We start from the raw sequence: 26,102 nt of genomic DNA, 5'->3' as shown, positions 1-26,102 counted from the left end.
CGCATCGGTTCAATCGAAGGTCTCGTCGCCGTCGGGTTCGTAGTGCGGCACGGCGTTCATCGAATGCCGGAGCTTCGCGAGCTCCCAGTACATGCGCTGTCGCGCACGGCTCTGGTTGCCCAGCGGCCGATGCTCGGCGATCGTGTGCCAGGGGTTGTAGGAAAGGCGCTTGGCGAATTCCATCTGCGCCGGGGAATCGAAGACCTGGCGTGGCAGCCGCAGCGTCGCCACCGGGATGCGCGGCGACAGCCGTTCGGGCCACAGCACGGCCGCGTTCTCGATCGGCATCAGGTGCGGGTCGGTCTGCATCTGCATGCGGATCTCGAGCTCGACGTCACCATCGGCCAGCGAGGCCACCATCGCCTGGCGCAGGTAGTCGTCGGGCGGACGCAGCGGCAGCCGCGGAATCGGCGTGCGCTTGCTGCTCCTGGGCCAGACCGAATACTGCATCGCCTGCCCTTCTCCCATCAGATAGGGCACGCAGCTGAAATAAGGCGCCTCGAAGGGGCTGCTCTGGGTCTTGATGAAGAGCGACTGCATCACCAGGTCGAGCACGTGCGATTCGCGCAGGTTCACGAAGTAGAAGATCTGCGCGTTCTTCACGCTCTCGCGCTGCAGCGCCGCGTTGGCGCGGGTGTCGGGCGTGACGAAGGTGGGCGTCGAGACCGCGAACATGTCGAGCGTGTGCTGCTCCTCGGGCATGAGCTTCTCGCCCGGCACGCCCATGAGCTTGATGCTGATGCTCATGAAGCCGACGTCGTCGATGTCGGGCGTGATGTAGGGCCCCGGCCCCGAGAAGCGCACCCAGGCACGGAAGGTCTGCGGCTGCGCGTAGATGCCGCGCTTCATGTGCGGCGGGATGTCGTCGTGAACCGTGAACTCGCCGCGCACCAGGCCCTGCGTCTTGGTGTTGCCGCCGCGCTCGAAGCCGCCGGGCTTCCAGAGGTCGGTCATCTGCCGCGTGAAGCTCTTGACGATCGAATCGATGTACGCCTCCTCGTCGGGGAGCGGCCTCTCCTCGGCCAGTGCGAGGCCTTCGTCGACACGGTTGCGGTTGATGAGGTAGGTGGTGAAGCGCGCCAGCGGATCGCGCAGCAGGGCATCGAAGGCCGGCCGCAGCAGCGGGTCGAATCGGCGCTCGAGGCGGATCATCGCCATGCCGCCGTCGCTCACGAGGTTGCGCCAGGCCGAGCCGGTGTTGGCGCGCGGCGTCGGGCGGCTGATGTTCGAGTTCATGGCGGCGACCCCTTCGACAGGTAGCGCAGCGCGCGCAGGCCGGGCAGGAAGAAGTAGGCCCCGCCCTGCACCGTCACGAACTGCGGCAGGCCGCAGACCCGGCGGTCGGGGCCCGATTCGAGCGGCACCGAGAAGCCGTCGGTGGGCGTGCCGTCGGCGCGCGGCAGGTGGTGGCCGATCAGCGGATCGCTCTCGTCGGCCAGCCCATCGAAGCGCAGCCCCGCGAGCCAGGCCGACTGCACGAACTCGAACTGCCGCGCGATGTTGGCGCCCAGGCAGATGAAGTGCAGGCCCGTGGCATCGCCGTCGGCCACCGGCATGCCCGCCAGTGCCTGTTCGAGCGACACACCCCGGCCGTATTCGCGGCCGCGCCGCAGCAGCCGGTGAAAGCGCGTGGACGAGACCCGGTCCGCCGCCAGGGCCTCGGCGTCGAAGCCCAGCGTGCGCCGGGCCCACGAGACGAAGCCGGGCGGTCCGGGCGGCAGGTCGGCGTTGCGCGGGTTGCTGCGCCGGATATGGGCGCCGATCGGGCAGCGCAGGCCTTCGCGGTCGTCGGCATAGGTGAAGCTGTTGCGCGGATCGTCCTCGCCGGGAATGCGCTCGCCGGTGTCGCCCATCAGCGGCTCGCCGGCCATGGTGCGGCCGACCAGGGTTTCGGCCAGGCGCTGCCGCAGCATCGGATCGCCGCCGACCTGCGTATCGACGAAGCGCCAGAAGCCCGCGACGTCCTGCTGCAGCTGGCGCAGCACGAGATAGCTGCCGTTGCGCCCGAGGTCGGCCAGCGCGGGCGCGTCCTCGGCCTTCGGCAGCATCGTGCCGGAATCGCGCGCCGGGTCGATCAGGGGACGGTCGGTGTAGGCGCCGTACTCGTTCGGATAACCGAGCAGGTATTCGCCGAGGCAGGAACGGTTGTCGTAGGCGGTGCGCTCCTCGTCGCGCACGCGGCGTTCGCGCTGCCAGTCGAGCGCGGGCTCCGAGATGCCGTCGGCGAAGCCGAAGGGCTCGACGCCGTCCATGTCGGAGGTCGACAGCACACCGATCTGATCGAAGCCTTCTCCGCAGCCTGCGAGCACGCGCTCGGCCCAGGGGCCGAGTTCGCCGGGCACCGCATAGAGCATCAGCAGCAGGTGCGGCAGGCGATCGGGCGCGCCACCCCATTGCCAGCCGGCCGGATCGTTGGGGCCGATGTCGCCGAGCCGGCGCGAGCGGCTCTCGTCGCTGGCCATGCCGACGATGAACTCGTGCGAGAACCCGTCGACGATGTCGCCCGGCACGCCCAGCGCCGCCAGCCCTGCACTCGTGAAGGCCAGCTGCAGCGCGGTGGTGGGCGGAGGCTCCTGCGTTGCCGCGCTGCTCACCGGCGCCTCGGCGATCCAGTTCCGTGCAGCCTGCGCATCGCGCACGCGCAGCAACAGGAAGGAGGCCTGCGTGAGGCGCCGGTAGCCGAAGCGCACCAGGCCCTGGATGTCGTCGTAGTCGACCGTGGGCAGGTGGTTCATAGCAGCCGGAGCCAGGCCAGCGCCTGTTCGTCGCTCATCTCGTGCAGGTCGAAGCCGGCCCGGATCGCGTCGTGGCGTTCGAGGTCGGCGAGCGTGAGGCCGGGGTAGGCCTTGTACCAGACCTGTGTGGGCAACTGGTGGCGCCGCTGGTAGTACTTGAAGCGCTGCTCGTGCCGCGCGCCGCCCTTGATCAGCCAGTCGGTGCGCGGCCAGCCGAAGCCGTTGCTGAAGATCAGGTTCAGCCCCCAGGCCGCCTTGTGGATGAAGTCGTCCATGTAGCTCTCGTGGCTGCCGTCGTAGCTGCTCGCGAACAGCACGCGCCGGCGGTCGTCCATGAACACCCAGCGCGCGAAATGGATGGTCTGCACCCGTGCGAGGTGCCCGCGCCCGAACACATGGCGGCACGCATAGTCGATCGCATAGAGGATCGCGCGCGTGAGCCAGCGCCGGAACAGCCCGGGCTTGACCGGACCGAGCGCCGTGAAGCTGTTCGTGAGGTCGTGGTCCTCGAGCCGCTGCATCGCGAGCAGCGCGCCGCGATCGGGCCGCGGGCAGAACTCGGGGTCGCGCCGCTCGTGCCAGCGCAGCTGCCACAGCACGCCGAGCACCAGCAGCAGCATGAGCGGCAGCAGCCAAGGCCAGCAGACCATCGCGATCAGCAGCAAGGCCGCGACCAGCAGCGGCGCTGCCGCATGCAGGAAGTTGCGCAGCAGCCATCGCGTGGGCGTGCGTTCGGGCGAGCTCAGCAGCAGCCGGCCCTCGAGCTGCTCCTGCTGCACGAAGCGCAGCAGGAGCAGCCGCAGCGCCTGCGCATCGATCGCCTCGGCCGCGATGTCGCGTGGCACCTGCGACGACAGCGCGCGCTGCAGCGCGCTGTTCTCTCGGATCTGCCGCACGGTACGGCCGATGCGGTTGACGTAGCCGGCGCCGACCGGCACCGAATGGGCCTCGAGCCACTCCAGCAGATCGCCGCCGTCGTCGAAGCTCTCGCAATGGCCGAAGATGCGGCGCAGGCCCTCGCCCGCGTGCTGCACGAACTCGGCCAGCTGCGACCGTGCCGGTCCGTCGCACTCGCCGAGAAAGCTCAGGTAGAGCGGCACGCGCGGGCGCGGCAGGTCGAACACCTCGAGGTCGGCCATGGTGCCGTCGGTGAGGATCGCGAAGCGGGCGAAATGCAGCCGTCCGAAGACGCCGAAGGGCAGCACCGGGTGCGCGGGATCGGCCATGCCGGGCTTCAGGTTCAGGGTGTCGAGCAGCTGCCGCAGCGCGGTCTCGCGGCCCGTGGCAACAGGCGCCACCACCATGAAATGCGATTGGGGCGTCACCGCATCAGAACTTGAGGCAGAAGTCGATCAGCCGCTCGCGCCCCCAGTACACCTTGCCGAGATAGAAGTCCGGCGAGATCAGCCGGATCTCGTCGCGGATGTACTGCGCCACGAACGAGGTGTCGGAGTAGTCGAGCACGATGCACGGCTTGCCGTCGAGCCAGCTCTCGTCCTCGTAGACCTTGGCCACGATCGCCTGCACGCCGAGGATGCTGACCTTGTTCTTCAGCACGCCCTTGGCGCCGTCGAACACCTTTCCCTGCCAGCCGAAGACGTTGATGATCTTCGCGATCGACTCGGTGTAGCGCGTGCCGGGCGCGATGATCGCGGTGCCGTCGGCCTCGCCGTCGGGGATGTCGCCCGGCGGACTGGCGCGGAACAGGTCATCGAGCTGCTGCTGCGACATGTCGAGCAGCTGTTGCACGTCATAGGCCATGTGCTCTCTCCTCCGGGGAAGCCCCGCTGGTGATTGGAAAGTGTCGGCCCGCCCATGGGCCCCGTCAATTTGCCGAAAGAGGTGTGCCCCCCGACGCGCTCAGCATCACGTCTGCGGCCTTCTCGGCCACCATGCAGATCGCGGCCGCGACGAAGAAGCCCGGAATCCGCGGAAAGACCGAGGCATCGACCACGCGCAGCCGCTTGACGCCATGCACCGTGAAGGTGCTGTCGACCACCCCGCCGCGCGCCGCATCGCCGATGGCGCAGCTGCCCGAGGCATGGTGGCCCCAGGCGGTATCGCGCACGTAGCGCGCCAGGTCGTCGTCGCTGTCGGCCTGCGCGCCCGGCGCCGTCTCCTCGGCGATCCAGCCGCTGCGGATCAGGGGCGCGGTCATCGCGCGCACCATGCGGATGGCCTGCACGACCGCCTGCAGGTCCTCGCCGGCGGCGTCGCTGCCTTCCTCGAAGTATCGGAAGTCGATGCGCGGCATGTCGCGCGGGTCGGCCGAAGCCAGTCGCACCGTGCCGGCGCGGTTCCTCGTGTGCGCCTTCAGCACGGCCCAGGTCAGCTGGTCGGGCTGGTCGCGGATCCAGTGGGAGAAACCGCTGAAGTAGCCCTCGAAGCGGGCCAGCAGCGCCATGCAGAAGATGTCGGGTTCGTGGCCCTGCCGCCGCGCTGCGCGCGAGCGCTGAATGACGCCGAGCGCGGCTCCGTTTGACGCGTACATGCCCGAGCGACTGCCCTGCCAGCGCTGCCAGAGCGGGTCGTCGCGTTCGAAGCGCGCGCCTTCGAGCACATCCCAGGGTGCGCGCATGCGGTGCGTGATCGCCACTTCGTAGCGGTCCTGCAGGTTGCTGCCGACGCCGGGCAGGTCGACGCGCAGCGTGATGCCATGCGCCCGCAGCTCATCCGCCGGGCCGATGCCCGAGAGCATCAGCAGTTGCGGCGTGTTGAAGGTTCCGCCGCACAGCACGACCTCGCGCCGGGCGTGCACCTCGCGCTGCAGGCCCGGGTCCGTGCTCGGCGCCGCATGGGCGCGGTAGAGGCGCGCGCCCTTCAGGTAGGCGACGCCGCTGGCGCCGCCGTCGGCATCGAAGAGCACGCGCGTCGCGAGCGCATCGAGTTCGATGTGGAGCCGGTCGGGGTGGCGTCGCGCGACGTCGAGCAGCCGTTCGCGCACGCCGCTGCGCCGGTGTCCCGAGGTCGCAAGCGGCGTGTAGCAGATGCCTTCGAAGCTGCCCGCGCGCCTGCGCTTCGAATTCGGGTCGCCGAGCCCGCCGCGCAGCCAGCGCCAGGTGCTCGCGAGAGGTGTCGGCAGGCTGCGCGTGAAGGTGCCCGCCGTATCGCGCAGCACGCGCATGAGCCCATGGTCGCCGAGCACCGACAGCGGCAGCGCCTTCTCCGTGCGGAGCCAGCCGCTCCAGCCGTGGCCGGTCGGGTCGAGCCCGAGATGCCGCAGCGCGCGCCACACGGGCCGGTGCCGGCAGTCCTCGATGCGCAGGGCGTAGCGCCGCATGGGGGTGGCGCGCCAGGACGAATCACCGGTCAGGCGCGCGATGTGGTTCCAGTCCGAGGCGTGCGGCAGCATGAAGATCATCGCGTTGTGCGAGGTGCAGCCGCCGAGCCCGGCGGCGCGCGGGTACAGCACGCCCTGCCCGGCCCGGTACTTCCAGTCGCGCACCTGCTGTGTCTCGTCGGCGTAGTGGCGCACGTGGAAGTCCCAGCGCATGGCCGGGTTCTCGCAGGCGAAGGCATGGAAGGCCGGCACGTCGTAGTCGTCGGGCAGGCCAGGCTGCGGGGTGGCAGGCGCATCGCCACCGCGCGGGTCGCCGCCGGCATCGAGCAGGAAGACGCGCATGCCGGCCTCTGCCAGCCGCGCGGCCAGCGTGCCGCCGCCGGCACCGGAGCCGACGATCACGTAGTCCCAGTCGTCGCGGAGGTTTGCAGCATCGGCGCCGTCCATGCCGGGTTCGTTTTCGGGCGGCGCGGCGTTCAGAAGGTCTTGAGGAAGGCGATCAGCGCGCGCTTGTCCTCGTCGCCGAGCTCGGGCTCGCGGCCGAAGGCCTTCTCGTCTGCGCTCAGCCCCTCCTGGCGGTTGAACTGCGCGGTGCCGAAATAGTGGCCGCGGTTGACCACGAAGTCGCGGCACTTGCTGAGCTCGAGCATCGGCTCGCCGAGCGCCGCGAAGTGCTTGCGCAGTTCGTCGTCGCTGACGCCGGCCGGCGTGCTCGCGAGCGCGAGCTTGAGCTTCACAAGCAGCGCCCCGGCATCCTTCACGTGATCCACCTTGTCGCCCAGCACGTCGCCCTCGGCGCGCAGCCTCAGATTGGCCAGCAGGTTCACCGGCACGCCCTGCGGGATGGGGCCGAGCACGATGTCGCCGCCCTCCTGCACCAGCCACGGCAGCCAGCGGTGCAGCGCGCCCTGCAGCGGCTGCAGCGAATCGGGCGCGAAACCGGTCGGGATCGTCACCATGCTGCGCTCGGTCGTGCGGTCGATGGTGCCGCCGAGCTTGTCGCCGAAGACCGCATCGCCGCGGCGCTTCTCGGGCCACAGCAGCTGTTCGATCGACTGGTCGAAGACCTTCATCCGGCTCTCGACCGACGGATTGCCCGTGGCGTCGCCGAGCGTGTTGTTGAGCAGGAAGGGTGCGGTCGACCAGGCGCTGATCAACGAAGGCACGCGCGTATAGCCGCGCCCGCCTGCGGGCATCGCATAGGGCTTCGGCTCGCCGGTGAACGGATCGCTGAGCGTCACGGTGCCGACCGAAGGCAGGTTCTTGTAGGTCTGCGAGGAGAAGTTGTCCCAGATGTTGCCTTCGAGCGCGTTGGTCGCGAGCGGGCTGCAGGCGTTGGTGCGCAGCAGAGTGACCGGGATGCGCGCCTCGGTCGACAGGTAGTTGGACTGCAGGAAGTCCGGCGCCTGCACGATCTTGCGCATCTGCGCCTTGTAGTCGTCGGTCTGGGTCCAGGCCCAGTAGCGCTTGAAGCAATCCATGTAGCCCGGCCCGGCGCAGCGTGCGGGCGTGAGCTGCAGCGCGGCCGGCAGCGGCGGCGCCTTGCTCGAATGGCAGCGCGCGCAGGTGTCGGCGAAGGCCAGCTTGCCGCGCTCCAGCGTGGCGGCGTCGGCATCGAGGTACTTCGCACCGCCCGGCGCGTCCTTCAGGTGATCGGGCTGCGCCGCCTTGAGGAAGAACAGCGCCGTGTCCGGCGTGCCGGCCTCGGTGGCCTGCCAGTAGCTCGAGTTCTTCTGCGCCGAGGCGATCTTGATCGGCGTGATGGTCTTGCCGCCGACCACCGGGTTGAAATGCAGCAGCCATTCCTCGCTGAACAGGCCGATGTTGAGATAGACCCGGTTCAGCGCGCCCAGAAGCCCGACCGAGTCGGCGCCGTCCTTGAGCACGTGCGGCGTGTAGACCACCGAATCGGCCTTCGAGAAGAATTCGGTCAGCGGGCCGGTCGCGATGTAGTCGTTGAACTGCCGGTTGTCGAGCTCGCCGCCGGCCAGCTGCTCGCGGCCGACGCGCCGCGCCATCGCCATGCGCGACGGAAAGTCGTAGACCGCGTTCATCGTGCGCGGGTTGTTGATCCCGTCGGTCGAGACCAGCGAGGTGTCCATGGTGCCGGGCCGGTAGGTATGGGCCAGCTGGTACATGTAGTTGGTGCGGCCCTCGGGCCGGTTGGCGTTGTGGATGAACAGGCGGTCCACCCACATGTACTGCGCGCCCACCGAAGAGCTGAGGTTCTCGAACTTCGGATGGTTCGGATCGGCCGGCGGCTTCACCGGGCTGGGCCCGATATGGCAGAAGCCGCAGGACATGCCGACCCGATAGGGCCGCACGAGATCCTTGCGGTTGTAGTAGGCCGGGTCGGTGTAGTAGCGCTCGGCGTCCCAGGCCTTGGCGGCCTTCTCGTCGAAGGCGGGGTTCGGGAACAGGCGCAGGCCCGCGACGCCGGTGGCATAGCCGTAGTAGGAGCCCACCGGCTGCGTCGTGCCGTCGCCCAGCGGCTTGCCGCGCGAGCCGATCGCGACGCCGGGGTACTTGCTCTCGTTCTCGAAGGGATCGGGCGCGCAGTCCTTGCTGCGCACGTCGATCCACAGCCCGCGGCGCTCCTTGACCGGACCCGACGCGTTGTCGAAGCAGGGCTCGTTGACCAGGCCCAGGTATTCCCAGCGGTTCGCGCGCGAGTAGCCCAGGCTCGGATGCGAGCTGATGACCTTCAGCAGGTCGAAGGCGCCGAAGGTGTAGTCGCTCATCTGGTTCCAGAAGCGGTCGTTGCCGCCGCTCCAGACCAGCCACATGTTGCGGCCGCGAATCTCCTCGGCCGTCAGCGCGACGCCGTTGTCCATGTCCTTGAAGTAGTCCTCCGAGGCGTGCGGGAAGGACGCCGCGTCGCGGCCCGCGAGCTTGGCCTCGTCCTGCACCTCGCCGGGCTGCGGGCCCCTGGAACAGGCGGCCAGCAGCAGCGTGCAGACGAGCAGCGGCGCGCATCGCATGCCGCGGTGGGCAATCGGCTTCATCGTTGCCATTCCTCCTGCGTCGACGGCGTCGGTGGACGGCTCCCATCGGTGTGCGCAGTGTGGGGGCGGCCATTCCCCTTGCCTATCGGCCATGCGCGCTAACGCAAAAGAGCTAGGGCCCGCTCGCCGGTTCGCCCGTTCGGTCGGCGCTGCGGCCCTGAATCCCGGGACCGATCAGCAGCCATGCGCTCGCGGAACTCAGCAGCGCCAGGGCGGCGCACAGCAGCATGACCCATCGAAAGCCCGAGACGAAGGCCGCACGCACCGTCTCGCGCAGCGCCGCTGCCGTGGTCGTATCCACCCCGGCCGGCGCAACCGCGGCCGCCAGCTGTGCGCGCTGAACCTGCATGGCCTGCACGATCTCGGGCGCAGCGGCGCTGGCGCGCAGGCCTTCTGCGAGCCGGGCGTCGAAGGCGGCCGACATCACGACGCCGAAGACCGCGATCGCGAGCACCGCGGCGGCGCGCGACACCGCGTTGTTGACGCCCGAGGCGATGCCCGCCCGTTCGGCGCCGACCGCGTTCATGACCGTGGTCGTGAGCGGCGCCACGGTCACGGTCATGCCGAAGCCCAGCACCACGACCGCCGGGAAGAAGCCGCTCCAGTAGCCGGCTTCGACACCCGGCAGCGCGAACAAGGCGAAGCCGGCGGCAGCGATGGCCGGCCCCGCCACCAGCGGCAGCCGCGGCCCGAAGCGGTCGACCAGCTGCCCGGCCCATCCGGACAGCGCGAACATGATCGCGATGAAGGGCAGCAGCGCGGCACCGGCCACCGTGGCCGAGTAGCCCTGCACCTGGATCAGGTTGAGCGGAAGAAAATACAGCCCGCCGCCGAGCGCCGCGTAGAGCAGCAGCGTCAGCAGGTTGGCGCCGCCGAAGTTGCCGATGCCGAACAGGCCGAGCGGCAGCATCGGTGCCCGCACCCGAAGCTCGACCGCGACGAAGCCGATGCAGGCCGCGATGCCGGCCGCGAGCGCCGCCAGCACCGCGGGCGAATCCCAGCCATTGGTCGGCGCCTCGACGAAGGCATAGACGATGCCGCCCAGCGCCACCGTGGCGAGCGCTGCACCACCCCCGTCGAGCCCCTGCGAGGCCGCATCGCCGCGGCTCTCGGGTACGTGCCGCCAGACGATCAGCAGCACGGCGGCAGCCATCGGCAGGTTCACGAGGAAGGCCCAGATCCAGGAATAGTGGTCGACCAGGAAGCCGCCCAGCACCGGTCCGATCGCGGCCGTGATGCCGCTGAAGCCCGACCAGGTGCCGATCGCACGGCCGCGCTCTTTCTCGGGGTAGGCGGCGCTGATGAGCGCCAGGCTGCCGGGCACCAGCATCGCGCCGCCCACGCCCTGCAGCGCACGCGCGAGGATCAGCTGCTGCACGTCCTGCGCCAGCGCGCAGCCGACCGAGGCCAGCGCAAACAGCGCGACGCCGAGCGCGAAGATACGGCGGCGGCCGAAGCGGTCGCCGAGCGCGCCGCCCACCAGCAGCAGCGCCGCCAGGAACAGCGCATAGGACTCGACCACCCACTGGGCCTCGAAGGCGCTGGCATGCAGGTCGGCCTGGATCGCGGGCAGTGCCACGTTGACCACCGTGCCGTCGATGAAGGCCATGCTCGAGCCGACGATCGCCGCGGCCAGCACCCAGGGCCGGGATGCGGGCGGGCAGCCGGTCTCCGCGCAACCGTGGCGGATGAGGCTGTCGTCGCCCGGGAGCTTGCCGATCATGCGGCGAGTATGCGTCCAGGGCCCGACAATCGCGGCTTTTGCAAGCTCCTCCCCTTTTTCATGACCCGCTACGAGGCCCTCGCCGCCGAGATCGCCGAATCGATACGCAGCGGCGTGCTGCGCCCGGGGGACCGCCTGCCCTCGGTGCGGCAGGCCCGCGCGAGCCGCGGCGTCAGCCCCTCGACCGTCTTCCAGGCCTACTACCTGCTCGAGGCGCAGGGCCTGGTGCGTGCGCGCGAGCGTTCGGGCTACTACGTGGCCGACGGCGTGCGGCCGCTGCCACCGGAACCCGAGGCCGCCTCGCAGCCCGACGACGATGCCCTGCCGCTCGACGTCAGCGAGCGGGTGTTCGAGATCCTCGAATCGACCATGGTGCGCGACGTGGTGCCGCTGGGCTCGGCCTTTCCGAGCCCGCTGCTGTTCCCGCTCGCCCGTCTCGGCCGCAGCATGGCCGCGAGCGTGCAGAAGCTCGATCCGTGGAGCACGGTCGACGACCTCACGCCCGGCAACGCGCGCCTGCGGCGCCAGATCGCGCTGCGCTACCTGGCCGACGGCATGCAGGTCGCGCCCGACGAGATCGTGATCACCAACGGTGCGCTCGAGGCGCTCAACCTCTGCCTGGCGAGCGTGACGCGACCCGGCGACGCGGTGCTGATCGAGTCGCCCACCTTCTATGCCGCGCTGCAGGCGCTCGAGCGGCTCGGCCTAGAGGCGATCGAGGTGCCCACGCATCCGCGCGAGGGCATGGCGCTCGACGCGCTGGAGCGCGCGATCCTGCGGCATCGGCCCAAGGCCTGCTGGCTCATGACCAACTTCCAGAATCCGCTGGGCAGCCTGATGTCCGACGAGCGCAAGAAGGCGCTGGTCGAACTGCTGGCACGCCACGGCATTCCGCTGATCGAGGACGATGTCTACGGCGAGCTCTACTTCGGCGACAAGCGTCCGCTGCCGGCCAAGGCCTGGGACGCCGAGGGCCTGGTGATGCATTGCGGCTCGTTCTCGAAGTGCCTGGCACCGGGCTGGCGCATCGGCTGGGCGGCGCCGGGACGCTTCACGCGCGCGGTGGCGCGGGCCAAGCTCACGACCACGCTGGGCGCCTCGGCACCGACCCAGAACGCGCTGGCCGCCTACCTCGAGCAGGGCGGCTTCGACAAGCACCTGCGCCGGCTGCGGCGCACGCTGGCCGAGCAGCAGACACGGCTCGTCCAGGCCATCGGCGAGTACTTCCCCGCCGGCACGCGCGCCACCCGTCCGGCCGGCGGCTACTTCCTGTGGGTCGAGCTGCCGGCCGGCGTCGACGCACTGGAACTGCACCGGCAGGCGCTCGCTGCCGGCATCAGCGTCGCACCCGGACCGATCTTCTCTGCCCAGCGCGGTTTCACGAACTGCCTGCGGCTCAACTACGGGCATCCCTGGGACGAGCGCAGCGCGCAGGCTGTGGCCACGCTGGGGCGCCTGGCCGGCAGGTAAGCTAGGCGCCGGGCAAGCCCCGAAGAAAAACCAATCATCGAAGAGGAACGGAATGAAACGCTGGCTGGCCAGGATGCTCAAGCGCGTGGCGCTGTTGCTGGGCGTCGTCGTCATCACCCTGGTCGCGGTGCGTGCCTACCAGGTTCGGGGTGGCCCCTCGCTCGACCCGTGGCACACGCACGTGCCGCACGAGCTCTCGCGCGACGAGATCCGCCAGGCCGACTGGCCGACATGGCTCGCGGCCGAGAACGCGGTCTTCGACGAGGTGCGACGGGAAGTCACCGACAAGCTGCCCGAGGAACTCAGGACGCCGTCGAACCGCTACTTCGAAGGCAGCCCGATGTACCCGGGGCGTTTCCGCCAGGACTGGAACCGCTCGTACACGCTCGATCCCCAGGGGCCGCCCAAGGGCGTGGTCGTGCTGCTGCACGGCCTGACCGATTCGCCCTACAGCCTGCGCCACGTGGCCACGCTGTATCGCGACCACGGCTTTGCGGTCGTCGGCATCCGCATGCCGGGGCACGGCACCGTGCCCGCCGGGCTGGCCGACGTCCAGTGGCAGGACTGGTCCGAAGCCACGCGCCTGGCGGTGCGCGAGGCCCGGCGCCGCGTGCCGGCACCGCTGCCGCTGCATGTGGTGGGCTTCTCGAACGGCGGCGCACTGGCCACCAAGTACGCGCTCGATGCGCTCGACGACCCGCAGTTGCCCAGGCCCGCGCGCGTGGTGCTGATCGCGCCCATGATCGGCATCACCGAGATGTCGCGCTTCGCGGGCGTGCTGGGCTGGCCGGCCGTCTTCCCGGCCTTCGCGCAAGCCGCCTGGCTCGGCGTCGTGCCCGAGTTCAATCCCTTCAAGTACAACTCGTTCCCGGTCAACGGGGCGCGCCAGTCGTCGCTGCTGACACGCGACCTGCAGGCCCACGTGCTGCGCGAGGAGAAGTCCGGGCGCCTGGCCCAGCTGCCGCCCTTCCTGACCTTCCAGTCGATGATCGACTTCACGGTCAGCACGCGGGCCATCGTCACGAGCCTCTATGCGCGCCTGCCGGCCAACGGCAGCGAACTGGTGCTCTTCGACCTGAACCGCAGCGTCAAGTTCGGTCCGATGCTCAGCACCGGCGCCAACCTGCAGCCCGACCGCGTGCTGACGCCTGCGCCGCGCGCCTTCCGCACCACCGTCATCACGAATGCCGACGCCAACACGCGCCAGGTGGTGGAGCAGGTCACCGACGCCGGCTCGACCACCGTGCAGACACGCCCGATCGGGCTCGAGTTCCCGATCGAGGTCTTCTCGCTGTCGCACCTCGCGCTGCCGTTCCCGATCACCGATCCGCTCTACGGCATCCGCCCCGACAACAGCGACGACTTCGGCGTCAATCTCGGTGCACTGGCACTGCGCGGCGAGCGCGGCGGACTGATCGTGAGCATCGATTCGCTCACGCGGCTGACCTCGAACCCGTTCTACGACTTCATGGCCGAGCGCATCATCGGCGCCCTGCTCCCGCCCGGATCGTAGCCAGGCGCCGCCGGCCGCTGCCACGCGCCGACGGCACTCAGGCGTGGATCCAGAACGCCGACTCGGCGAACTCCTCGCCGTTCCACCAGTTGGCCTTGCCGGTGCCGCGGGCGAAGTTGCGCGCACCGGCCTGGCTCTGCAGTGGTGCGGGCACCTCGCCGGCGGCGTCGCGCCGGGCGGCCGCCGTCTCGGTCTCGGGCACCACCGCCACGATGTGGCCGGAACGGCCGTCCTCCCTGCGGCGCGCGACGATCAGGCCGATGCCGCCCTGGTTGGCCGCCTGCTGCAGCTTGGTGAGCGTGCCCGTCTGCCGCCAGCCGAAGGCCTGCCCGTAGTCGCGCAGCCAGCGGAACAGGTCGTTGGCCCGCATCTCGACCACCGTGTCGCCGATCAGCGGCGACAGCGAGGCGCCGTGCGACATCGCGACCAGCGAAGGCGAGGTCCACCAGACCCGCGGCAGGTAGACGCCCGCAAGGTGGCAGTAGTCGTGGCTGTAGATGTTGCAGAAGGTCAGTCCTGCGCGCGGCTGGTAGCGCGCGAACGCCGGGTTGTCGACCGCGAGCCAGTCGACGATGGCACCGAGCTCGGCCCGCAGCGCCTCGGCGCTCTGGCCCGAGCGGCCAGGCTGCTTCGGCTCGTCGAGCGAACGTGCGTTGGCCGGATCACGGCGCCGGGTCGGGTTGCCGGGGCGTGATGCAAGCGCTGCCGGCGGCGGAACGAAAGGCGCCGCCGCGGCGGCGGCACGTGCGCCGCGTGCCAGCGCCACCCGACGCGGCACCGCAGGCGCCGGGGCCAGGAACTTGAGCGACGCAAAGCCGTGCAGCAGCGCACCCAACAGCTCGGTCTCGACCTCCAGGAAGCCCTTGACCGGCTTGCCCGTGACCGCGCGCACCCGGTGCCCGCCGGGCAGGTTCGCAACCACGTTGGCCTGCGGCGGCGTGCTGATCGCAGGCGCACTGCGCAGGCGCAGCATGCTGTCGACCGTGCTGACCAGGAACTCGGCGCCGTCGGCTGCCACGGGCGTCGGCGGCGGCAGGATCGCCACGCCGGGCGGTGGATCGACCAGCGGCGCCGGGTCCTCGGGCAGCGCGGCGGTGCGGGCGAGCCGGATGAAATCGAACAGCAGCTCGCCATAGAAGCTGGTGCCGTTGAAGTGGCCCTGCCGCAGGCCCTTGGCCGGCTTGTAGCCGCCCGTGTTGTAGGCGATGCCGACCGCCGCGAGCTCGTGGTCGTCGAGCGATTCGCGGCGCTCGAAGCCGAGCTTGCGCAGCGCACGGCCGAGTTCCTCGAGACACTTGCCCAGGGTCTGTTCGAACTGCGCGTAGCGGCGCTCGAGGAAGTAGTCGGGGTCGGTCAGGAAGAACTGCAGGTCGCACTGGAACATGCCGTAGCCATGGCAGAACTTGTCCGGCCGGGCCGCCACGGCCGAGTAGCCCGGCACCTGCGCCGCCATGTCGACCAGCCCCTGGTGCGCGATCGCGAACATGCGGTCGCCGCCGGGGCGCGACAGCAGCTCGGCCTTGGTCTTCGGGAAGGCGCGCCGCCCCTTGTCGGCATCGAGCGTGTCGCCCACGCACAGCGCGAGGATGCGGTCGGTGGCCATTCCCTTGCGGCGCAGCACGGGCCAGATGTGGCCGGTCTCCTGGCAGGCGATGGCCGCGATCATGTCGACGGTGAGCGGCGTGCCGGCCAGGAGCGGCAGGATCCTCGGCTGGAACTCGGTCTTGAACCAGAGGATGTCCGAACGGTCAGGCATGGCGAGCCCCTTGATTGCACAGGGCCTGAACCTTAGGGGGCCGACTCGCGCCCGGCAATCGGCCTTCGGTGATAGAGCCGCGCGACGGCTCCGATCAGGAACGCCCCGATCTCAGGTCCGGTGCACCACCGGCTGGCGCAGGCGCAGCGTGCTGCACACCGCCGCCACCGCCGCGCACCCGGCGGCCAGCCCGAGCGCGATCACCTGCGCCCTGCCCTCGTGCGGGCTCCAGACGCTGTAGATGGCGGCCAGCAGCACCGCGCCCAGGGTCTGGCCGGTGAGCCGCGCGGTGCCGAGCATGCCGCTCGCGGCGCCGCTGCGGTGCGAGGGCGGCGTGGTAACGATCGTGTGGTTGTTGGGCGACTGGAACAGCCCGAAGCCGAGTCCGCACAGCGCCATGCGCCAGACGATGTCGGCATTGGCGGGGTGCGCGGGCAGCGCGGCCAGCAGTGCCAGTCCGGAGGCTAGCATCGCGAGGCCGATGCCGCCCAGCAAGCCGTCCGGATATCGGCCGATCAGCCGACCCGCGATCGGCGCCATCAGCACGATCCCGAGCGGCCACGCCGTGATCAGAAGGCCGGCCTCGAAATGCGAGCGGCCATAGGCATCGAGCAGCAGGAAGGGCAGCGCGATGAACGACAGCATCTGGGCGCAGAAGGCGCCCACCGAGGTGCCCATCGAGAGCGCGAACACCGGGATGCGCAGCAGGTCGACCGGAAACAGCGGCACCGCCAGCAGCCGCTGCCGGCGCAGGTAGACGAAGCCCACCGCCACGCCCGCGAACAGCAGCGCCCAGGCCATCGGACTGGCGCCCTGCCCGCCCTCGGCACGCACGCCGAGGCGGTCGGCGCCGATGAAGATCAGCGCGAACATCGCGATGTTGAGGCCGACGTCGACGGCCGAGAAGCGCGCCGCGGACGGCGGCGCCGCAGGGTTGGTCGGCAGCGCCCGCCATCCGAGCACGAACACCAGGGCGCCGAGCGGCACGTTGAGCGCGAACAGCCAGGGCCAGGAGGCGACCGACAGGATCGCGGCGGCCACCGAGGGCCCCGCCACCGAGGCCACCGCGACCGTCATCGAATTGAGCGCCATGCCACGGCCGAGTTGCGCCTGCGGATAGATCAGCCGCACCAGCGCCGCGTTGACGCTCATGATCCCGGCCGCGCCCAGGCCCTGGAGCGCGCGGCCCGCGATCAGCATGCCGATCGAATTCGACAGCGTCGCGATCAGCGAAGCCGACGCGAACAGGCCCATGCCGACCAGGTACACGCGGCGGTAGCCGATGCGGTCGCCCAGCGAGGCCAGCGGCAGCAGCATGACGAGCGTGGCGATCTGGTAGGCGTTGACCACCCAGATCGCATGCGCCGGGTCGGCCTGCAGCTCGCGGGCGATGCCCGGCAGTGCGAGGTTGACGATCGTGCCGTCGAGCACCGCCACCGCGATGCCGAGGATCACCACCACCATCGCCTGCCGGCGCTGCGGCTGGGCCAGGCCGTCGGCGGCCGCGTCTGCGGTGCTGCTGGCTGCCTGCACCCGGTCAGCCCAGGGTATAGGCCGGCCGCGAACCGGCGCCGAGCGTGAGCCAGGTCAGGGCCACGGCAATCAGCGCACCGGCCGCCATACCCGCGACCATCGGCAGCGGCCGGCCGTCGGTGAACAGGCCCACCACCGCCATCACGACCGCGCCGGTCAGCATCTGCAGCGTGCCGAGCAGCGCCGACGCCGTGCCGGCGATGGCGCCGTGCTTCTCGAGCGCGAGCACCGCGGTGGTCGGGATCACCAGGCCCATGAGCCCGCTGGCGATGAAGTACAGCACGATCAGCACCGCGAGGCGGTCGCCGCCGGCTGCGAAGTAGCCGAACATGGCCAGCATCACGAGGCCGCAGGCGGCGACGCTGGTCTTGACCACGCGCTCGATGCCGAAGCGCTCGCACAGCGGGCCGTTGAGCTGCGCGGCGGCGAAGAAGGCGGCCGCATTGACGCCGAAGGCCACGCTGTAGAGCGTCGGCGAAAGCCCGTAGTGGTCGATCATCACGAACGAGGAGTTCGCCAGGTAGGTGAAGAAGCCCGCCATCGCGAAGGCGCCGATGAAGACCAGGCCGAGGTAGTGGCGATCGCGCAGCAGCACCGCGTAGGCGGCCAGCGCGCTGCCCAGGCTGCTCTCGACGCGGTCCTCGGGCGGCCGGGTCTCCTTGAGCACCGTGGCAATGGTGGCCAGCCCCAGGACCGCCGCCAGCGTCACGGCCCAGAAAACCCAGCGCCAGCTTCCGAAGGCGATCACGGCGCTGCCGGCCAGCGGCGCCAGGATCGGCGACACGCTGAAGACCAGCATCAGCAGCGACATGAGGCGCGCCGCGTCGTTGCCGGTATGCAGGTCGCGCACCACGGCGCGCGGAATGGCCATGCCCGCCGCGGCGCCCAGGCCCTGCACGAAGCGAAGGGCGATCAGCGTTTCGATGCTGGTCGCGAGCGCGCAGCCGATGCTCGCGAGCGCGAACAGGCCGAGCCCGAAGTAGAGCGGCGGCTTGCGCCCGACCATGTCCGACACCGGACCGTAGAGCAGCTGCCCGACGCCGAGCGAGATGAAGAAGGCCGTGAGGCTCATCTGCACCGGCCCGATGCCGGCACCGAGGCTGCTGCCGATCTCGGGCAGCGCGGGAAGGTACATGTCGATCGCGAACGGGCCGATGGCCGACAACAGGCCCAGCACGAGCGCGATCCGGAAGAATCGCGAGGAAGTCATTGCACCGATTGTCACCAAAGGCGCAATGGACCGCGCCGAGCAGCGCGCCGGCCGCTGTGCTAGGCCAGCGCCATGCGCAATCCGTTCAGAACAGCGGCGCCGTGTCGCTGTCGGGCCGCGCGCCCTCGATGGCCAGCATGCGCAGCTTGGCGTCCATGCCGCCCGGGGCCGAGAAACCGCCCCACTTGCCGCCGGCCGCGAGGATGCGGTGGCAGGGCACGACCGGCGCGAAGGGGTTGAGCCCGAGCGCCTGGCCGACCGCGCGTGCCAGGCCCTTGTCGCCCAGCTCTGACGCGATGTCCCCGTAGGTGCGCGTCCGCCCGGGCGGGATGCGGCGCGCAATCTCGTAGATGCGCCGGTGCAGCTCGCTCACGCCCTCGTAGTCCAGCGCGATGTCCAGCAGGTCGAGCGGCCGGCCCTCGAGCAGCGCACCGATCGAGTCGATCGCGTGCCGTGCCTCGGGGCTCGGCTCGCACTCGGGCAGCGGTGCGAAGCGGCGCTGCATGCGGCTGCGCGTAGTCTCTTCCTGCGCCTCGGGCAGGCGCACGCCGACGATGCCGCGCGGGCCCCAGGCGATGCCGCAGTGGCCGATCGTGGTGTCGAACAGTGCGAAGCCGCCGCTGGATTCGGGATTCATAGGCGTCGATACCCTACTCGCCATCCACCGCTCGAATTCGCTCAGGCGCGGCAGTTCGCCACGGCCTGGCCCTGCAGCGACGGCACGCTGGCCGCGATCGCGTCGGCCAGCCGCGACGCGACGCGCTGGGCGCCCTCCGCCAGCGCATCGATGCCCGCACCCACGGGCTCCGACAGGCTCAGCGCGCAGCCGACCGCCGGGCCGTCGTCGGTGCGGCGCAGCGTCCAGGTGAAGGCGGCATCGACCCGTCTGCCTTCGATGGCGTCGAACTGGCCCATCTGCACCCCGATCCGGATCGCCGTCTGGCCGCGCTGGCGGCCGGACTTGGTGAGGTCGACCGCGCCGAGCCGGGCCGCGATGCCGGAGGCGAGCGCGTCGCGCAGTTCGTTCTCGAACGAGGACGACCAGCGGCTCTGCTCGAGGATCGCGACCTGGGGCCCCGCGCCTGCATCCTTCTGCCGGACGACCAGCTGCGGGCGCATGAAGCGCTCCGGCATCGCCACCGGCGCGAGCTCGATGAAGGTCGGCGCGGCCCTGCTGGCGCTGGCCGGCGGAACCGTGGGCGGAGTGGCCGTCCCGGCCAGGCTGTAGAACTGCGTGCGCGTGCTGCCGCAGCCGGCTGCCAGCAACAGTGCAGCCAGCAGCGCCGGTGCGGCGAGCCGCGATCTCTGGGTCTTCATTTCTGCTTGTCCTCCGGCTTGCCGCGGATCAGGGATTCGGGATGGCGCTCGAGGTAGTCGGTCAGCACGCGCAGCGAGCCTGCGGCGCGCGACACCTCCTGCAGCGTCTGGCGCAGGTCCTGCTGCAGCGGCGAGTCGTCGGCGATGGTCTTCTCGGCCGAGTTGAGGGTGCGCCGCACGTCCTTCATGGCGGCAGCCATCTCGGGCGTGACATCGTTGTTGATGCCCTTCACCAGCTGCTCGGTGGTTGCCAGCGTGCGGTTGACGCCCACCAGCGCCTTTCGGATGTCGGCGCTGATCTCCTCGAACGGCACCTTGTTGATCTTGCGCGCGATGTCCGACACCTGCGACTGCAGTTCGTCGAGGCTGTTGGGCTGGGTCGGCAGCTCGAGCGGCGTGCGCGCGATGTCGAGCGTGGCGGGCTTGGCGTCGGGGAAGAAATCGATCGCCACGTAGACCTGGCCGGTCAGCAGGTTGCCGGTGCGCAGCTGGGCGCGCAGGCCCTTGCCGACCAGGAAGCGCCAGCGCTCGAGCTGCGACGGCCCCTGAGGCACGCTGCCCGGATCGGTGCTGCGCCGCCGCAGCCGGTCGGGGTAGATCTGCACCACCACGGGCATCTTGAACTCGCGCTCGGTGCGGTCGAACTCGACGCCGATCGACTTCACCTCGCCGATCACGACGCCGCGGAAATCGACCGGTGCACCAGGCGACAGACCGCGCAGCGACTGGTTGAAGTACAGCAGCATGGTCTGAGAGGGACCGTCGGGCTCCTTCATGGCTGCGCCCTCGTCGGCCGCCAGCATGAAGGCGGCGTTCTCCTGGGCCGTCGGCCCGGCCTGGTCGTCCGGCGCCTGGAAGGCGATGCCGCCGATGAGCACCGTGACCAGCGACTGGGTCCGCACCTTGAGGCCGCTCGCGTTGAGATCGATGTCGAAGCCGCTGGCATGCCAGAAGCGCGTGTTGACGCCCACGAACTTGTCGTAGGGTGCGTTGACGAAGACGCGCATGGTGACGCCGCGGCCGTCGGGGTCGAGTTCGTAGGCCGCCACCTGGCCGACCTTGATGCGCCGGAAATACACCGGCGAGCCGATGTCCAGCGAGCCGACGTCGCGCGCATGCAGCATGAACTGCCGCCCGGACGCGTCGCGCGTGACGATCGGCGGCGCCTCCAGCCCGGTGAACTCGCCCGAGGTCTCTTCCGCGGTGCCGGCATCGGCCCCGATGTAAGCGCCCGACAGCAGCGTGCTGAGCCCCGAGATGCCCGAGGTGTCGAGCCGTGGCCGCACCACCCAGAAGCGCGTGTCCTGCGAGGTGAAGGCGCTCGCCTCCTTCTTGAGCTGCACCAGCACGCGCACGTGCGAGCGGTCGTTGGCCAGCCGGATGCGCTCCACCGTGCCGATCTGCACGTCCTTGTAGCGCACCGAGGTCTTGTTGGCCTCGATGCCCTCGGCGGTCTTGAAGGTCAGCACGATCTCGGGTCCGCGGTCCATCAGGATGCGCGCCACCAGGAATACGCCGACCAGCGCGGCCACGATCGGGATCAGCCAGATCAGCGACGGCAGCCAGTTGCGCCGCCGCACCACCTTCGGCGCCGCGAGTGGCGGTCGGGGGGCTGTGCCCTTGTCTTCTTCGGTCATGTCGTTTCGTTGCTCATGGGGAGGTCGTTCGGTTCGTCGACGGGCTCGGTGTCCCAGGTCAGGCGCGGGTCGAAGCTCAGCGAGGCCAGCATGGTCAGCACCACCACGGCGCCGAAGGCCGCGATGCCGACGCCGGCGGTGATCTCCGCGAAGCCCTGGATGCGCACCAGGCCGGCCAGCAGCGCGACCACGAAGACGTCCAGCATCGACCAGCGGCCGATCACCTCGAGGATGCGGTAGAGCTTGGCACGCTCCAGCTGGCGCCAGCTACTGCGGCGCTGCGCCGTGAGGGTGAGCAGGATCAGCGCGGTCAGCTTGAACAGCGGCACCAGGAAGCTGGCGATGAAGATCAGCGCCGCCAGCCCGTAGGCGCCCGAGACCCAGAAGTAGATGACACCGCTCAGGATCGTGTCCTGTTGGCTGCCGAGCAGGCTGCGGGTGATCATCACGGGCAGCAGGTTCGCCGGCAGATAGAGGATCGCGGCGGCGATCAGATAGGCCCAGGTGCGATTGATGCTGTCGGGCTTGCGCCGGTGCAGCGGCGTGCCGCAGCGCGCGCAGGGCTCGCCGTCGCTGACCTCGGTCCAGGCCGTGCCGCAGTGATGGCAGCCGATCGGACGAAGACTCATTCCTCCTGCCCCGGACGCGGCTCGAAGGCCATCTCCCAGAAGGTGCGGGGATTGAACGACAGCACCGCAGTGAGCAGCACGGTGAGTCCGACGAAGGCCCAGAGCGCCGGTCCCGGAATCACCTTGGCCATGCTGCTGAGCTTGATGATCGCCACCAGCACGCCGAGCAGGAAGACCTCGATCATTCCCCAGGGCCGCAGGCTGAGCAGCGCGTTCACGAGCACCCGGAAGCCCGCCGGTCGGCGCTGGTAGCGCATCGGCACCAGCAGGTAGAACAGGATGCACAGCTGCAGCAGCGGGAACAGCAATGTGGTGGCGAGCACCAGCAGGGCCACCGGCGACATGCCTTCGGCGCTGAGCGCGATCACCGCGCCGACCAGCGTGGTTTCGCTGCTGAGGCCCTGCAGCTCGATCTCGACGATCGGGAACAGGTTGGCGATCGCGAACAGGATCAGGCAGGCCACCGTGAGCGGCAGCACGCGCGCGCTCTGGTCGCCGCCGTGGCGGTCCAGTTCGGTGCTGCAGCGCGGGCAGTGCGAGACCTCCCGGCGGCGCAGCCGCACGCGCCGGTAGACGGCGTCGCAGCCTTCGCAGACGATGGCGTCGGGGAGTTCTTTCATGGGCAGGCCGCCATTGTCAGCCATTCGGCCAACCGCGGCTGCCCGCGCCGGCTCAGCCGCCGCGCAGTTGCGCCCGCAGGTTGATGCCGATCTCCGGCCGCTCGAGGAAGGGGTCGGCGGGATTGGTGATCGAGACGATGTTCTCCATCCGGCTCTTGACGTTGCCGAGCGCCTTCGGATGGCTGAAGACGTAGAACTGGTTGGCCGTGATGGCGTCGAACACCTTCTGCGCCACCTCGGCCGCGCTGACCTTGCCGCTGCTGACTGCCTTGTTGCTCATGGCCTGGCCGATCAGCTGGCTCCTGGTGGGCTTGCCGGCCGAGAGTGCGCCCGGGCGGTTGCGGTCGCTCTGGGTGATGCCGGTGGGCACGAAATAGGGGCACAGCAGGCTGGCGCCGATCTGGTCGGTCACCAGCTTCAGGTCCTGGTAGAGCGTCTCGGTGAGGCTCACGACCGCGGCCTTGGCGGCGTTGTAGATGCCCATGTTCGGGGGGGTCAGCAGGCCCGCCATGCTGGCGGTGTTGACGATGTGGCCGCGGTACGCCGGGTCCTTGGCCGCGGCCTCGAGCATCATCGGCGTGAACAGGCGCACGCCGTGCACCACGCCCCAGAGGTCGACACCCAGCACCCATTCCCAGTCGGCCACGGTGTTCTCCCAGACCAGGCCACCGGCGCCGACACCGGCGTTGTTGAAGACGAAGTGCGGTGCGCCGAAGCGCTGCTGGACCGCCTGGGCCAATGCCTCCATCTGCTTCGCATCGGCGACGTCGACCTTGCGCGCGAGCACCTGGGCGCCGGCGGCCTCCATCTCGGCGGCGGCGCGGTCGAGCGCGTCCTGCTGGACGTCGACCAGCACCAGGTTCATGCCGCGAGCCGCGCCGATGCGCGCGCATTCGAGGCCGAAGCCTGAGCCGGCTCCCGTGAGAACGGCCGTGGTGCCCTTGAAGTCCTGAATCATTTGCGCGTGTCCTTTCGTCTCTTTGGTATGCCTGGAGGCGCTATTGAAATACGGATTCGCTGCCGGCGCAGTCGCGAAGGTTCCCCTCGCGGCTGCAAGCGCCGTTCAGGCCCCGACCGCCTTCAGCACGTAGCCGATGCGCGGGAAGTGCACGTGCACCGTGCCTGCGCGCGCATCCGTGCGGCGCAGCGTGTAGTGGGTGCGCGTGGCCGCGACCAGCTCGCCCTCGGTCGTCTCGGGGCCGAAGCTCTCGGCCGCGACCGTGACCAGCGTGCCGAGCGGGATGCCGTGATCGTCCTGGAAGGTGCTGTCGGACAGCAGCGTGTGCGGCGTGGCGGCGGCCGCCACCTCGATCGCGCGCGCGGCGTCGTAGACCTCCATCGTGCCGTGGCCGATGGCCGCCATGCGGTCCATCCAGTCGCCCACCGCCGGCGTCAGCTGCAGGATGCCGGCCATCGACGGCGTGCGCTTGCGCGTGAACCACAGCGGGTGATAGCAGGCGAAGTCGGCCACGGTCGGGTAGGCGCCGAGCAGGTAGTCGGTGTCGTCGAGCATGTCCGACAGGCGCCGCAGGTAGGACTTGTAGGCCGCGGCGGCATCGGCCGGCCGCAGCCGCACCATGTTGCCGCTCATCGCGCGGCGGTCGTCGCCGAACGCCTTGGCGATCTCGGGCGATGCCTTGCCGAACATGTCGGCCGCGCCCTTCGGGCTGAAGTTGTAGGCCATCGCGGCCCAGAACAGCGTGCTGTCGGCCCACTGGGCCACCGTGCGCGCCAGACCCTTGCCGGGCTCGGGGTAGATTGACGGCAGCGGTGCCAGGTGCTCGAGCACGTCGCAGACGAGCGCCGTGTCGCAGTAGATGTCGGCGCCGATCTGCAGCACCGGCGTGCGCCGGTAGCCGCCCGAGAGCGCCACGAGATCGGGCTTGGGCGCGATCTGCGGAATGATCACGGACTTCCAGGCCAGCTTCTTGTAGCCGAGGATCAGGCGAAGCTTCTCGGAGAACGGCGAAGTCGCGTAGTGGTGGAGGATCAGGTCGGCCATGGGGTCCTTCGGAATGGAATGTCAGTGGGGTCGCGCACGCGCGATGATCGAATCGAAATCAACGCCGGAGCCCAGGGTGCCGAAGGCATGGCCCCAGTCGCCGCCAAGGCGCGAGGCGCAGAAGGCGCCTGCCACCGCTGGCGGCGCGGTCTGCACCAGCAGCGCGGCCTGCACCGCGAGCGCCACGTCCTGCGCCAGGCGGCGGGCCTCGACCTCGGTCGCCATGGCCTCGATGCGGGCCGGCAGCGCATCGGCCAGCCGGTCGAGCGCCGCATCGTTGCCGCGCGCCGGCGCCAGTTCGTGCGCCAGCGCAGCCACCGCATCGCCGCGACGAAGGCCGCGCAGCAGGTCGAGCGCCATGATGTTGCCGGCGCCTTCCCAGATCGAGTTGAGCGGCATCTCGCGGTAGATGCGCGCCATGACGCCTTCGCCGCCCTCCTCCACGTAGCCGTTGCCGCCCAGGCACTCCATGGCCTCCTGGGCGAAATGGCTGCCGCGCTTGCAGATCCAGAACTTCGCGACCGGCGTCAGGATGCGCGCCATGAGGCGCTCGTGGGCATCGTCGGGGCGGTCGAAGGCGCGCGCCAGGCGGATCGCGAGCGCGGTCGCGGCCTCGCTCTCGAGCGCGAGATCGGCCAGCACGTTCTTCATGAGCGGCTGCTCGACCAGCGGCCGGCCGAAGGCCTGGCGCTGCGCCGTGTGGTTCATCGCGAGGCCCAGCGCCTGTCGCATCAGTCCGCTGGTGCCCAGCGCGCAGTCGAGCCGGGTCATGGTGCCCATCTCGAGGATCTGCGGAATGCCGCGGCCTTCCTCGCCGACCAGCCAGGCGCTGGCGCCATGGAACTCGACCTCGGAACTCGCGTTGGCCTTGTTGCCGAGCTTGTCCTTCAGGCGCTGGATGTGGATCGCGTTGCGGCTGCCGTCCGGCAGCACCCGCGGCAGGAAGAAGCAGCTGAGCCCGGCCGGTGTCTGCGCCAGCACCAGGAAGGCGTCGCACATCGGAGCCGAGAAGAACCACTTGTGGCCCGTGATCTCGTAGCGCTCGCCCCAGGCGTCGCGGTCGACGCGGCGGGCGCGCGTGGTGTTCGCGCGCACGTCCGAGCCGCCCTGCTTCTCGGTCATGCCCATGCCCATGGTCACGCCGGGCTTGTCGGCCAGGGGCTTGAGAGCCGGGTCGTACCAGCGGCTCGCGAGCTTCGGTCCCCAGTCGGCGAAGAGGCCCGGGTTGTCGCGCAGCGCGGGCGTGACCGCGTAGCTCATCGAGATCGGACACAGCATCGAGGGCTCGAGCTCGGTGAAGAGCATGAAGCCGGCTGCGCGCTGCACATGAGGCGTCGCGACCTCCTTCGCCCACGGCGTGCCGTGCAGGCCGGCGCCGACCGCGGCCGACATCAGCGCGTGATAGCTCGGATGGAACTCGACCTCGTCGATGCGCCGCCCGAAGCGGTCGTGCGTGTGCAGCACCGGGGTGTGGATGTTCGCGAGGCGTGCATGGGTCTGCATCTCGGCCGAGCCGAGCTGCTCGCCCAGGTGCCGGAGCGGCGCCAGCTGCAGCCCGGGCGCGTTGAACTTCAGCGCGTCCAGCAGCGGCCGGTGGGTGTCGAACAGGTTGTAGCCGACCAGCGGGGCCGGCTGGTTGAAGACTTCATGCGTCGTCGTGCCGTCCATCTCG

Annotated in this window: 20 protein-coding genes; 2 read left to right on the top strand and 18 right to left on the bottom strand. The window is 70.1% G+C overall.

The window, feature by feature from the left end; translation table 11 throughout:
- Window positions 1-9: 9 nt before the first annotated feature.
- The 7 genes from QTH87_RS12575 to QTH87_RS12545 all read right to left on the bottom strand — a co-directional run bounded on the left by QTH87_RS12575 (window position 10) and on the right by QTH87_RS12545 (window position 10,743).
- Window positions 10-1,236 (bottom strand): catalase family protein, encoded by a 1,227-nt coding sequence (locus tag QTH87_RS12575; protein ID WP_286609380.1) that lies wholly within the window; start codon window positions 1,234-1,236, stop codon window positions 10-12.
- Entirely contained in the window at window positions 1,233-2,735 is a 1,503-nt protein-coding gene (locus QTH87_RS12570) for a Dyp-type peroxidase (protein WP_286609378.1), read from the bottom strand. The genes QTH87_RS12575 and QTH87_RS12570 overlap by 4 nt, the downstream gene beginning before the upstream one ends.
- Window positions 2,732-4,060 carry a hypothetical protein gene (locus tag QTH87_RS12565; RefSeq protein WP_286609376.1) on the bottom strand — a complete coding sequence of 443 codons (1,329 nt, stop codon included), beginning with the start codon at window positions 4,058-4,060 and terminating at the stop codon, window positions 2,732-2,734. The genes QTH87_RS12570 and QTH87_RS12565 overlap by 4 nt, the downstream gene beginning before the upstream one ends.
- Before the next feature lie 4 nt (window positions 4,061-4,064).
- Window positions 4,065-4,496 carry a hypothetical protein gene (locus QTH87_RS12560; RefSeq protein WP_286609374.1) on the bottom strand — a complete coding sequence of 144 codons (432 nt, stop codon included), beginning with the start codon at window positions 4,494-4,496 and terminating at the stop codon, window positions 4,065-4,067.
- Window positions 4,497-4,560: 64 nt separating this feature from the next.
- Window positions 4,561-6,462, bottom strand: coding sequence for a GMC family oxidoreductase (locus QTH87_RS12555; RefSeq protein WP_286609372.1), 1,902 nt, complete (start codon window positions 6,460-6,462; stop codon window positions 4,561-4,563).
- 29 nt (window positions 6,463-6,491) lie between these two features.
- Entirely contained in the window at window positions 6,492-9,020 is a 2,529-nt protein-coding gene (locus QTH87_RS12550; protein ID WP_286609371.1) for a hypothetical protein, read from the bottom strand.
- 112 nt (window positions 9,021-9,132) lie between these two features.
- Window positions 9,133-10,743 (bottom strand): MFS transporter, encoded by a 1,611-nt coding sequence (locus QTH87_RS12545; protein ID WP_286609369.1) that lies wholly within the window; start codon window positions 10,741-10,743, stop codon window positions 9,133-9,135.
- A gap of 60 nt (window positions 10,744-10,803) precedes the next feature.
- Between QTH87_RS12545 and QTH87_RS12540 the strand changes: the two genes are divergently transcribed.
- Both QTH87_RS12540 and QTH87_RS12535 read left to right on the top strand, forming a co-directional pair.
- A complete protein-coding gene (locus QTH87_RS12540; protein WP_286609368.1) occupies window positions 10,804-12,213 on the top strand; it encodes an aminotransferase-like domain-containing protein in 1,410 nt (469 codons plus the stop codon).
- A gap of 52 nt (window positions 12,214-12,265) precedes the next feature.
- Window positions 12,266-13,726, top strand: a complete 1,461-nt coding sequence (locus tag QTH87_RS12535) for an alpha/beta hydrolase (protein WP_286609366.1) — start codon at window positions 12,266-12,268, stop codon at window positions 13,724-13,726.
- A 37-nt stretch (window positions 13,727-13,763) separates the two neighbouring features.
- On the opposite strand, the gene QTH87_RS12530 is transcribed toward QTH87_RS12535, so the two are convergent.
- The 11 genes from QTH87_RS12530 to QTH87_RS12480 form a co-directional block, all read right to left on the bottom strand.
- The gene (locus tag QTH87_RS12530; protein WP_286609365.1) at window positions 13,764-15,482 is read right to left on the bottom strand and encodes a hypothetical protein; all 1,719 of its coding nucleotides are present in this window, start codon (window positions 15,480-15,482) and stop codon (window positions 13,764-13,766) included.
- A gap of 111 nt (window positions 15,483-15,593) precedes the next feature.
- Complete coding sequence (locus QTH87_RS12525; protein ID WP_286610378.1) at window positions 15,594-16,946, bottom strand: MFS transporter; 1,353 nt, start codon at window positions 16,944-16,946, stop codon at window positions 15,594-15,596.
- A 73-nt stretch (window positions 16,947-17,019) separates the two neighbouring features.
- The gene (locus QTH87_RS12520) at window positions 17,020-18,225 is read right to left on the bottom strand and encodes a multidrug effflux MFS transporter (RefSeq protein WP_286609364.1); all 1,206 of its coding nucleotides are present in this window, start codon (window positions 18,223-18,225) and stop codon (window positions 17,020-17,022) included.
- Between the two features lie 85 nt (window positions 18,226-18,310).
- Window positions 18,311-18,862: a methylated-DNA--[protein]-cysteine S-methyltransferase gene (locus QTH87_RS12515; protein WP_286609362.1), complete on the bottom strand. Its 552-nt coding sequence runs from the start codon at window positions 18,860-18,862 to the stop codon at window positions 18,311-18,313.
- A gap of 41 nt (window positions 18,863-18,903) precedes the next feature.
- A complete protein-coding gene (locus QTH87_RS12510) occupies window positions 18,904-19,542 on the bottom strand; it encodes a PqiC family protein (protein ID WP_286609360.1) in 639 nt (212 codons plus the stop codon).
- Window positions 19,539-21,179, bottom strand: coding sequence for a PqiB family protein (locus QTH87_RS12505; protein ID WP_286609359.1), 1,641 nt, complete (start codon window positions 21,177-21,179; stop codon window positions 19,539-19,541). Before QTH87_RS12505 ends, QTH87_RS12510 begins: the two co-directional genes overlap by 4 nt.
- Window positions 21,176-21,808: a paraquat-inducible protein A gene (locus QTH87_RS12500; RefSeq protein WP_286609358.1), complete on the bottom strand. Its 633-nt coding sequence runs from the start codon at window positions 21,806-21,808 to the stop codon at window positions 21,176-21,178. Before QTH87_RS12500 ends, QTH87_RS12505 begins: the two co-directional genes overlap by 4 nt.
- Window positions 21,805-22,428, bottom strand: a complete 624-nt coding sequence (locus tag QTH87_RS12495; protein WP_286609357.1) for a paraquat-inducible protein A — start codon at window positions 22,426-22,428, stop codon at window positions 21,805-21,807. Before QTH87_RS12495 ends, QTH87_RS12500 begins: the two co-directional genes overlap by 4 nt.
- Before the next feature lie 52 nt (window positions 22,429-22,480).
- Window positions 22,481-23,386, bottom strand: a complete 906-nt coding sequence (locus QTH87_RS12490; protein ID WP_286609355.1) for an SDR family oxidoreductase — start codon at window positions 23,384-23,386, stop codon at window positions 22,481-22,483.
- A 105-nt stretch (window positions 23,387-23,491) separates the two neighbouring features.
- Window positions 23,492-24,430 (bottom strand): glutathione S-transferase family protein, encoded by a 939-nt coding sequence (locus tag QTH87_RS12485; protein WP_286609354.1) that lies wholly within the window; start codon window positions 24,428-24,430, stop codon window positions 23,492-23,494.
- A gap of 21 nt (window positions 24,431-24,451) precedes the next feature.
- The gene (locus QTH87_RS12480) at window positions 24,452-26,098 is read right to left on the bottom strand and encodes an isovaleryl-CoA dehydrogenase (RefSeq protein WP_286609353.1); all 1,647 of its coding nucleotides are present in this window, start codon (window positions 26,096-26,098) and stop codon (window positions 24,452-24,454) included.
- Window positions 26,099-26,102 lie beyond the last annotated feature (4 nt).

It is taken from the genome of Variovorax jilinensis (assembly GCF_030316885.1).
Classification (GTDB): domain Bacteria; phylum Pseudomonadota; class Gammaproteobacteria; order Burkholderiales; family Burkholderiaceae_C; genus Variovorax; species Variovorax jilinensis.
This window is presented reverse-complemented; position numbering and strand designations above follow the sequence as displayed.

Excerpts from the sequence above, each read along its gene's own strand:
- QTH87_RS12555 (WP_286609372.1), bottom strand. The coding sequence starts at position 6,462 with ATGGACGGCGCCGATGCTGCAAACCTCCGCGACGACTGGGACTACGTG.
- QTH87_RS12480 (WP_286609353.1), bottom strand. The coding sequence starts at position 26,098 with ATGGACGGCACGACGACGCATGAAGTCTTCAACCAGCCGGCCCCGCTG.
- QTH87_RS12525 (WP_286610378.1), bottom strand. The coding sequence starts at position 16,946 with ATGGTGGTGGTGATCCTCGGCATCGCGGTGGCGGTGCTCGACGGCACG.
- QTH87_RS12490 (WP_286609355.1), bottom strand. The coding sequence starts at position 23,386 with ATGATTCAGGACTTCAAGGGCACCACGGCCGTTCTCACGGGAGCCGGC.
- QTH87_RS12500 (WP_286609358.1), bottom strand. The coding sequence starts at position 21,808 with ATGAGTCTTCGTCCGATCGGCTGCCATCACTGCGGCACGGCCTGGACC.
- QTH87_RS12485 (WP_286609354.1), bottom strand. The coding sequence starts at position 24,430 with ATGGCCGACCTGATCCTCCACCACTACGCGACTTCGCCGTTCTCCGAG.
- QTH87_RS12560 (WP_286609374.1), bottom strand. The coding sequence starts at position 4,496 with ATGGCCTATGACGTGCAACAGCTGCTCGACATGTCGCAGCAGCAGCTC.
- QTH87_RS12540 (WP_286609368.1), top strand. The coding sequence starts at position 10,804 with ATGACCCGCTACGAGGCCCTCGCCGCCGAGATCGCCGAATCGATACGC.
- QTH87_RS12515 (WP_286609362.1), bottom strand. The coding sequence starts at position 18,862 with ATGAATCCCGAATCCAGCGGCGGCTTCGCACTGTTCGACACCACGATC.
- QTH87_RS12570 (WP_286609378.1), bottom strand. The coding sequence starts at position 2,735 with ATGAACCACCTGCCCACGGTCGACTACGACGACATCCAGGGCCTGGTG.
- QTH87_RS12545 (WP_286609369.1), bottom strand. The coding sequence starts at position 10,743 with ATGATCGGCAAGCTCCCGGGCGACGACAGCCTCATCCGCCACGGTTGC.
- QTH87_RS12510 (WP_286609360.1), bottom strand. The coding sequence starts at position 19,542 with ATGAAGACCCAGAGATCGCGGCTCGCCGCACCGGCGCTGCTGGCTGCA.
- QTH87_RS12505 (WP_286609359.1), bottom strand. The coding sequence starts at position 21,179 with ATGACCGAAGAAGACAAGGGCACAGCCCCCCGACCGCCACTCGCGGCG.
- QTH87_RS12530 (WP_286609365.1), bottom strand. The coding sequence starts at position 15,482 with ATGCCTGACCGTTCGGACATCCTCTGGTTCAAGACCGAGTTCCAGCCG.
- QTH87_RS12575 (WP_286609380.1), bottom strand. The coding sequence starts at position 1,236 with ATGAACTCGAACATCAGCCGCCCGACGCCGCGCGCCAACACCGGCTCG.
- QTH87_RS12495 (WP_286609357.1), bottom strand. The coding sequence starts at position 22,428 with ATGAAAGAACTCCCCGACGCCATCGTCTGCGAAGGCTGCGACGCCGTC.
- QTH87_RS12535 (WP_286609366.1), top strand. The coding sequence starts at position 12,266 with ATGAAACGCTGGCTGGCCAGGATGCTCAAGCGCGTGGCGCTGTTGCTG.
- QTH87_RS12520 (WP_286609364.1), bottom strand. The coding sequence starts at position 18,225 with ATGACTTCCTCGCGATTCTTCCGGATCGCGCTCGTGCTGGGCCTGTTG.
- QTH87_RS12550 (WP_286609371.1), bottom strand. The coding sequence starts at position 9,020 with ATGAAGCCGATTGCCCACCGCGGCATGCGATGCGCGCCGCTGCTCGTC.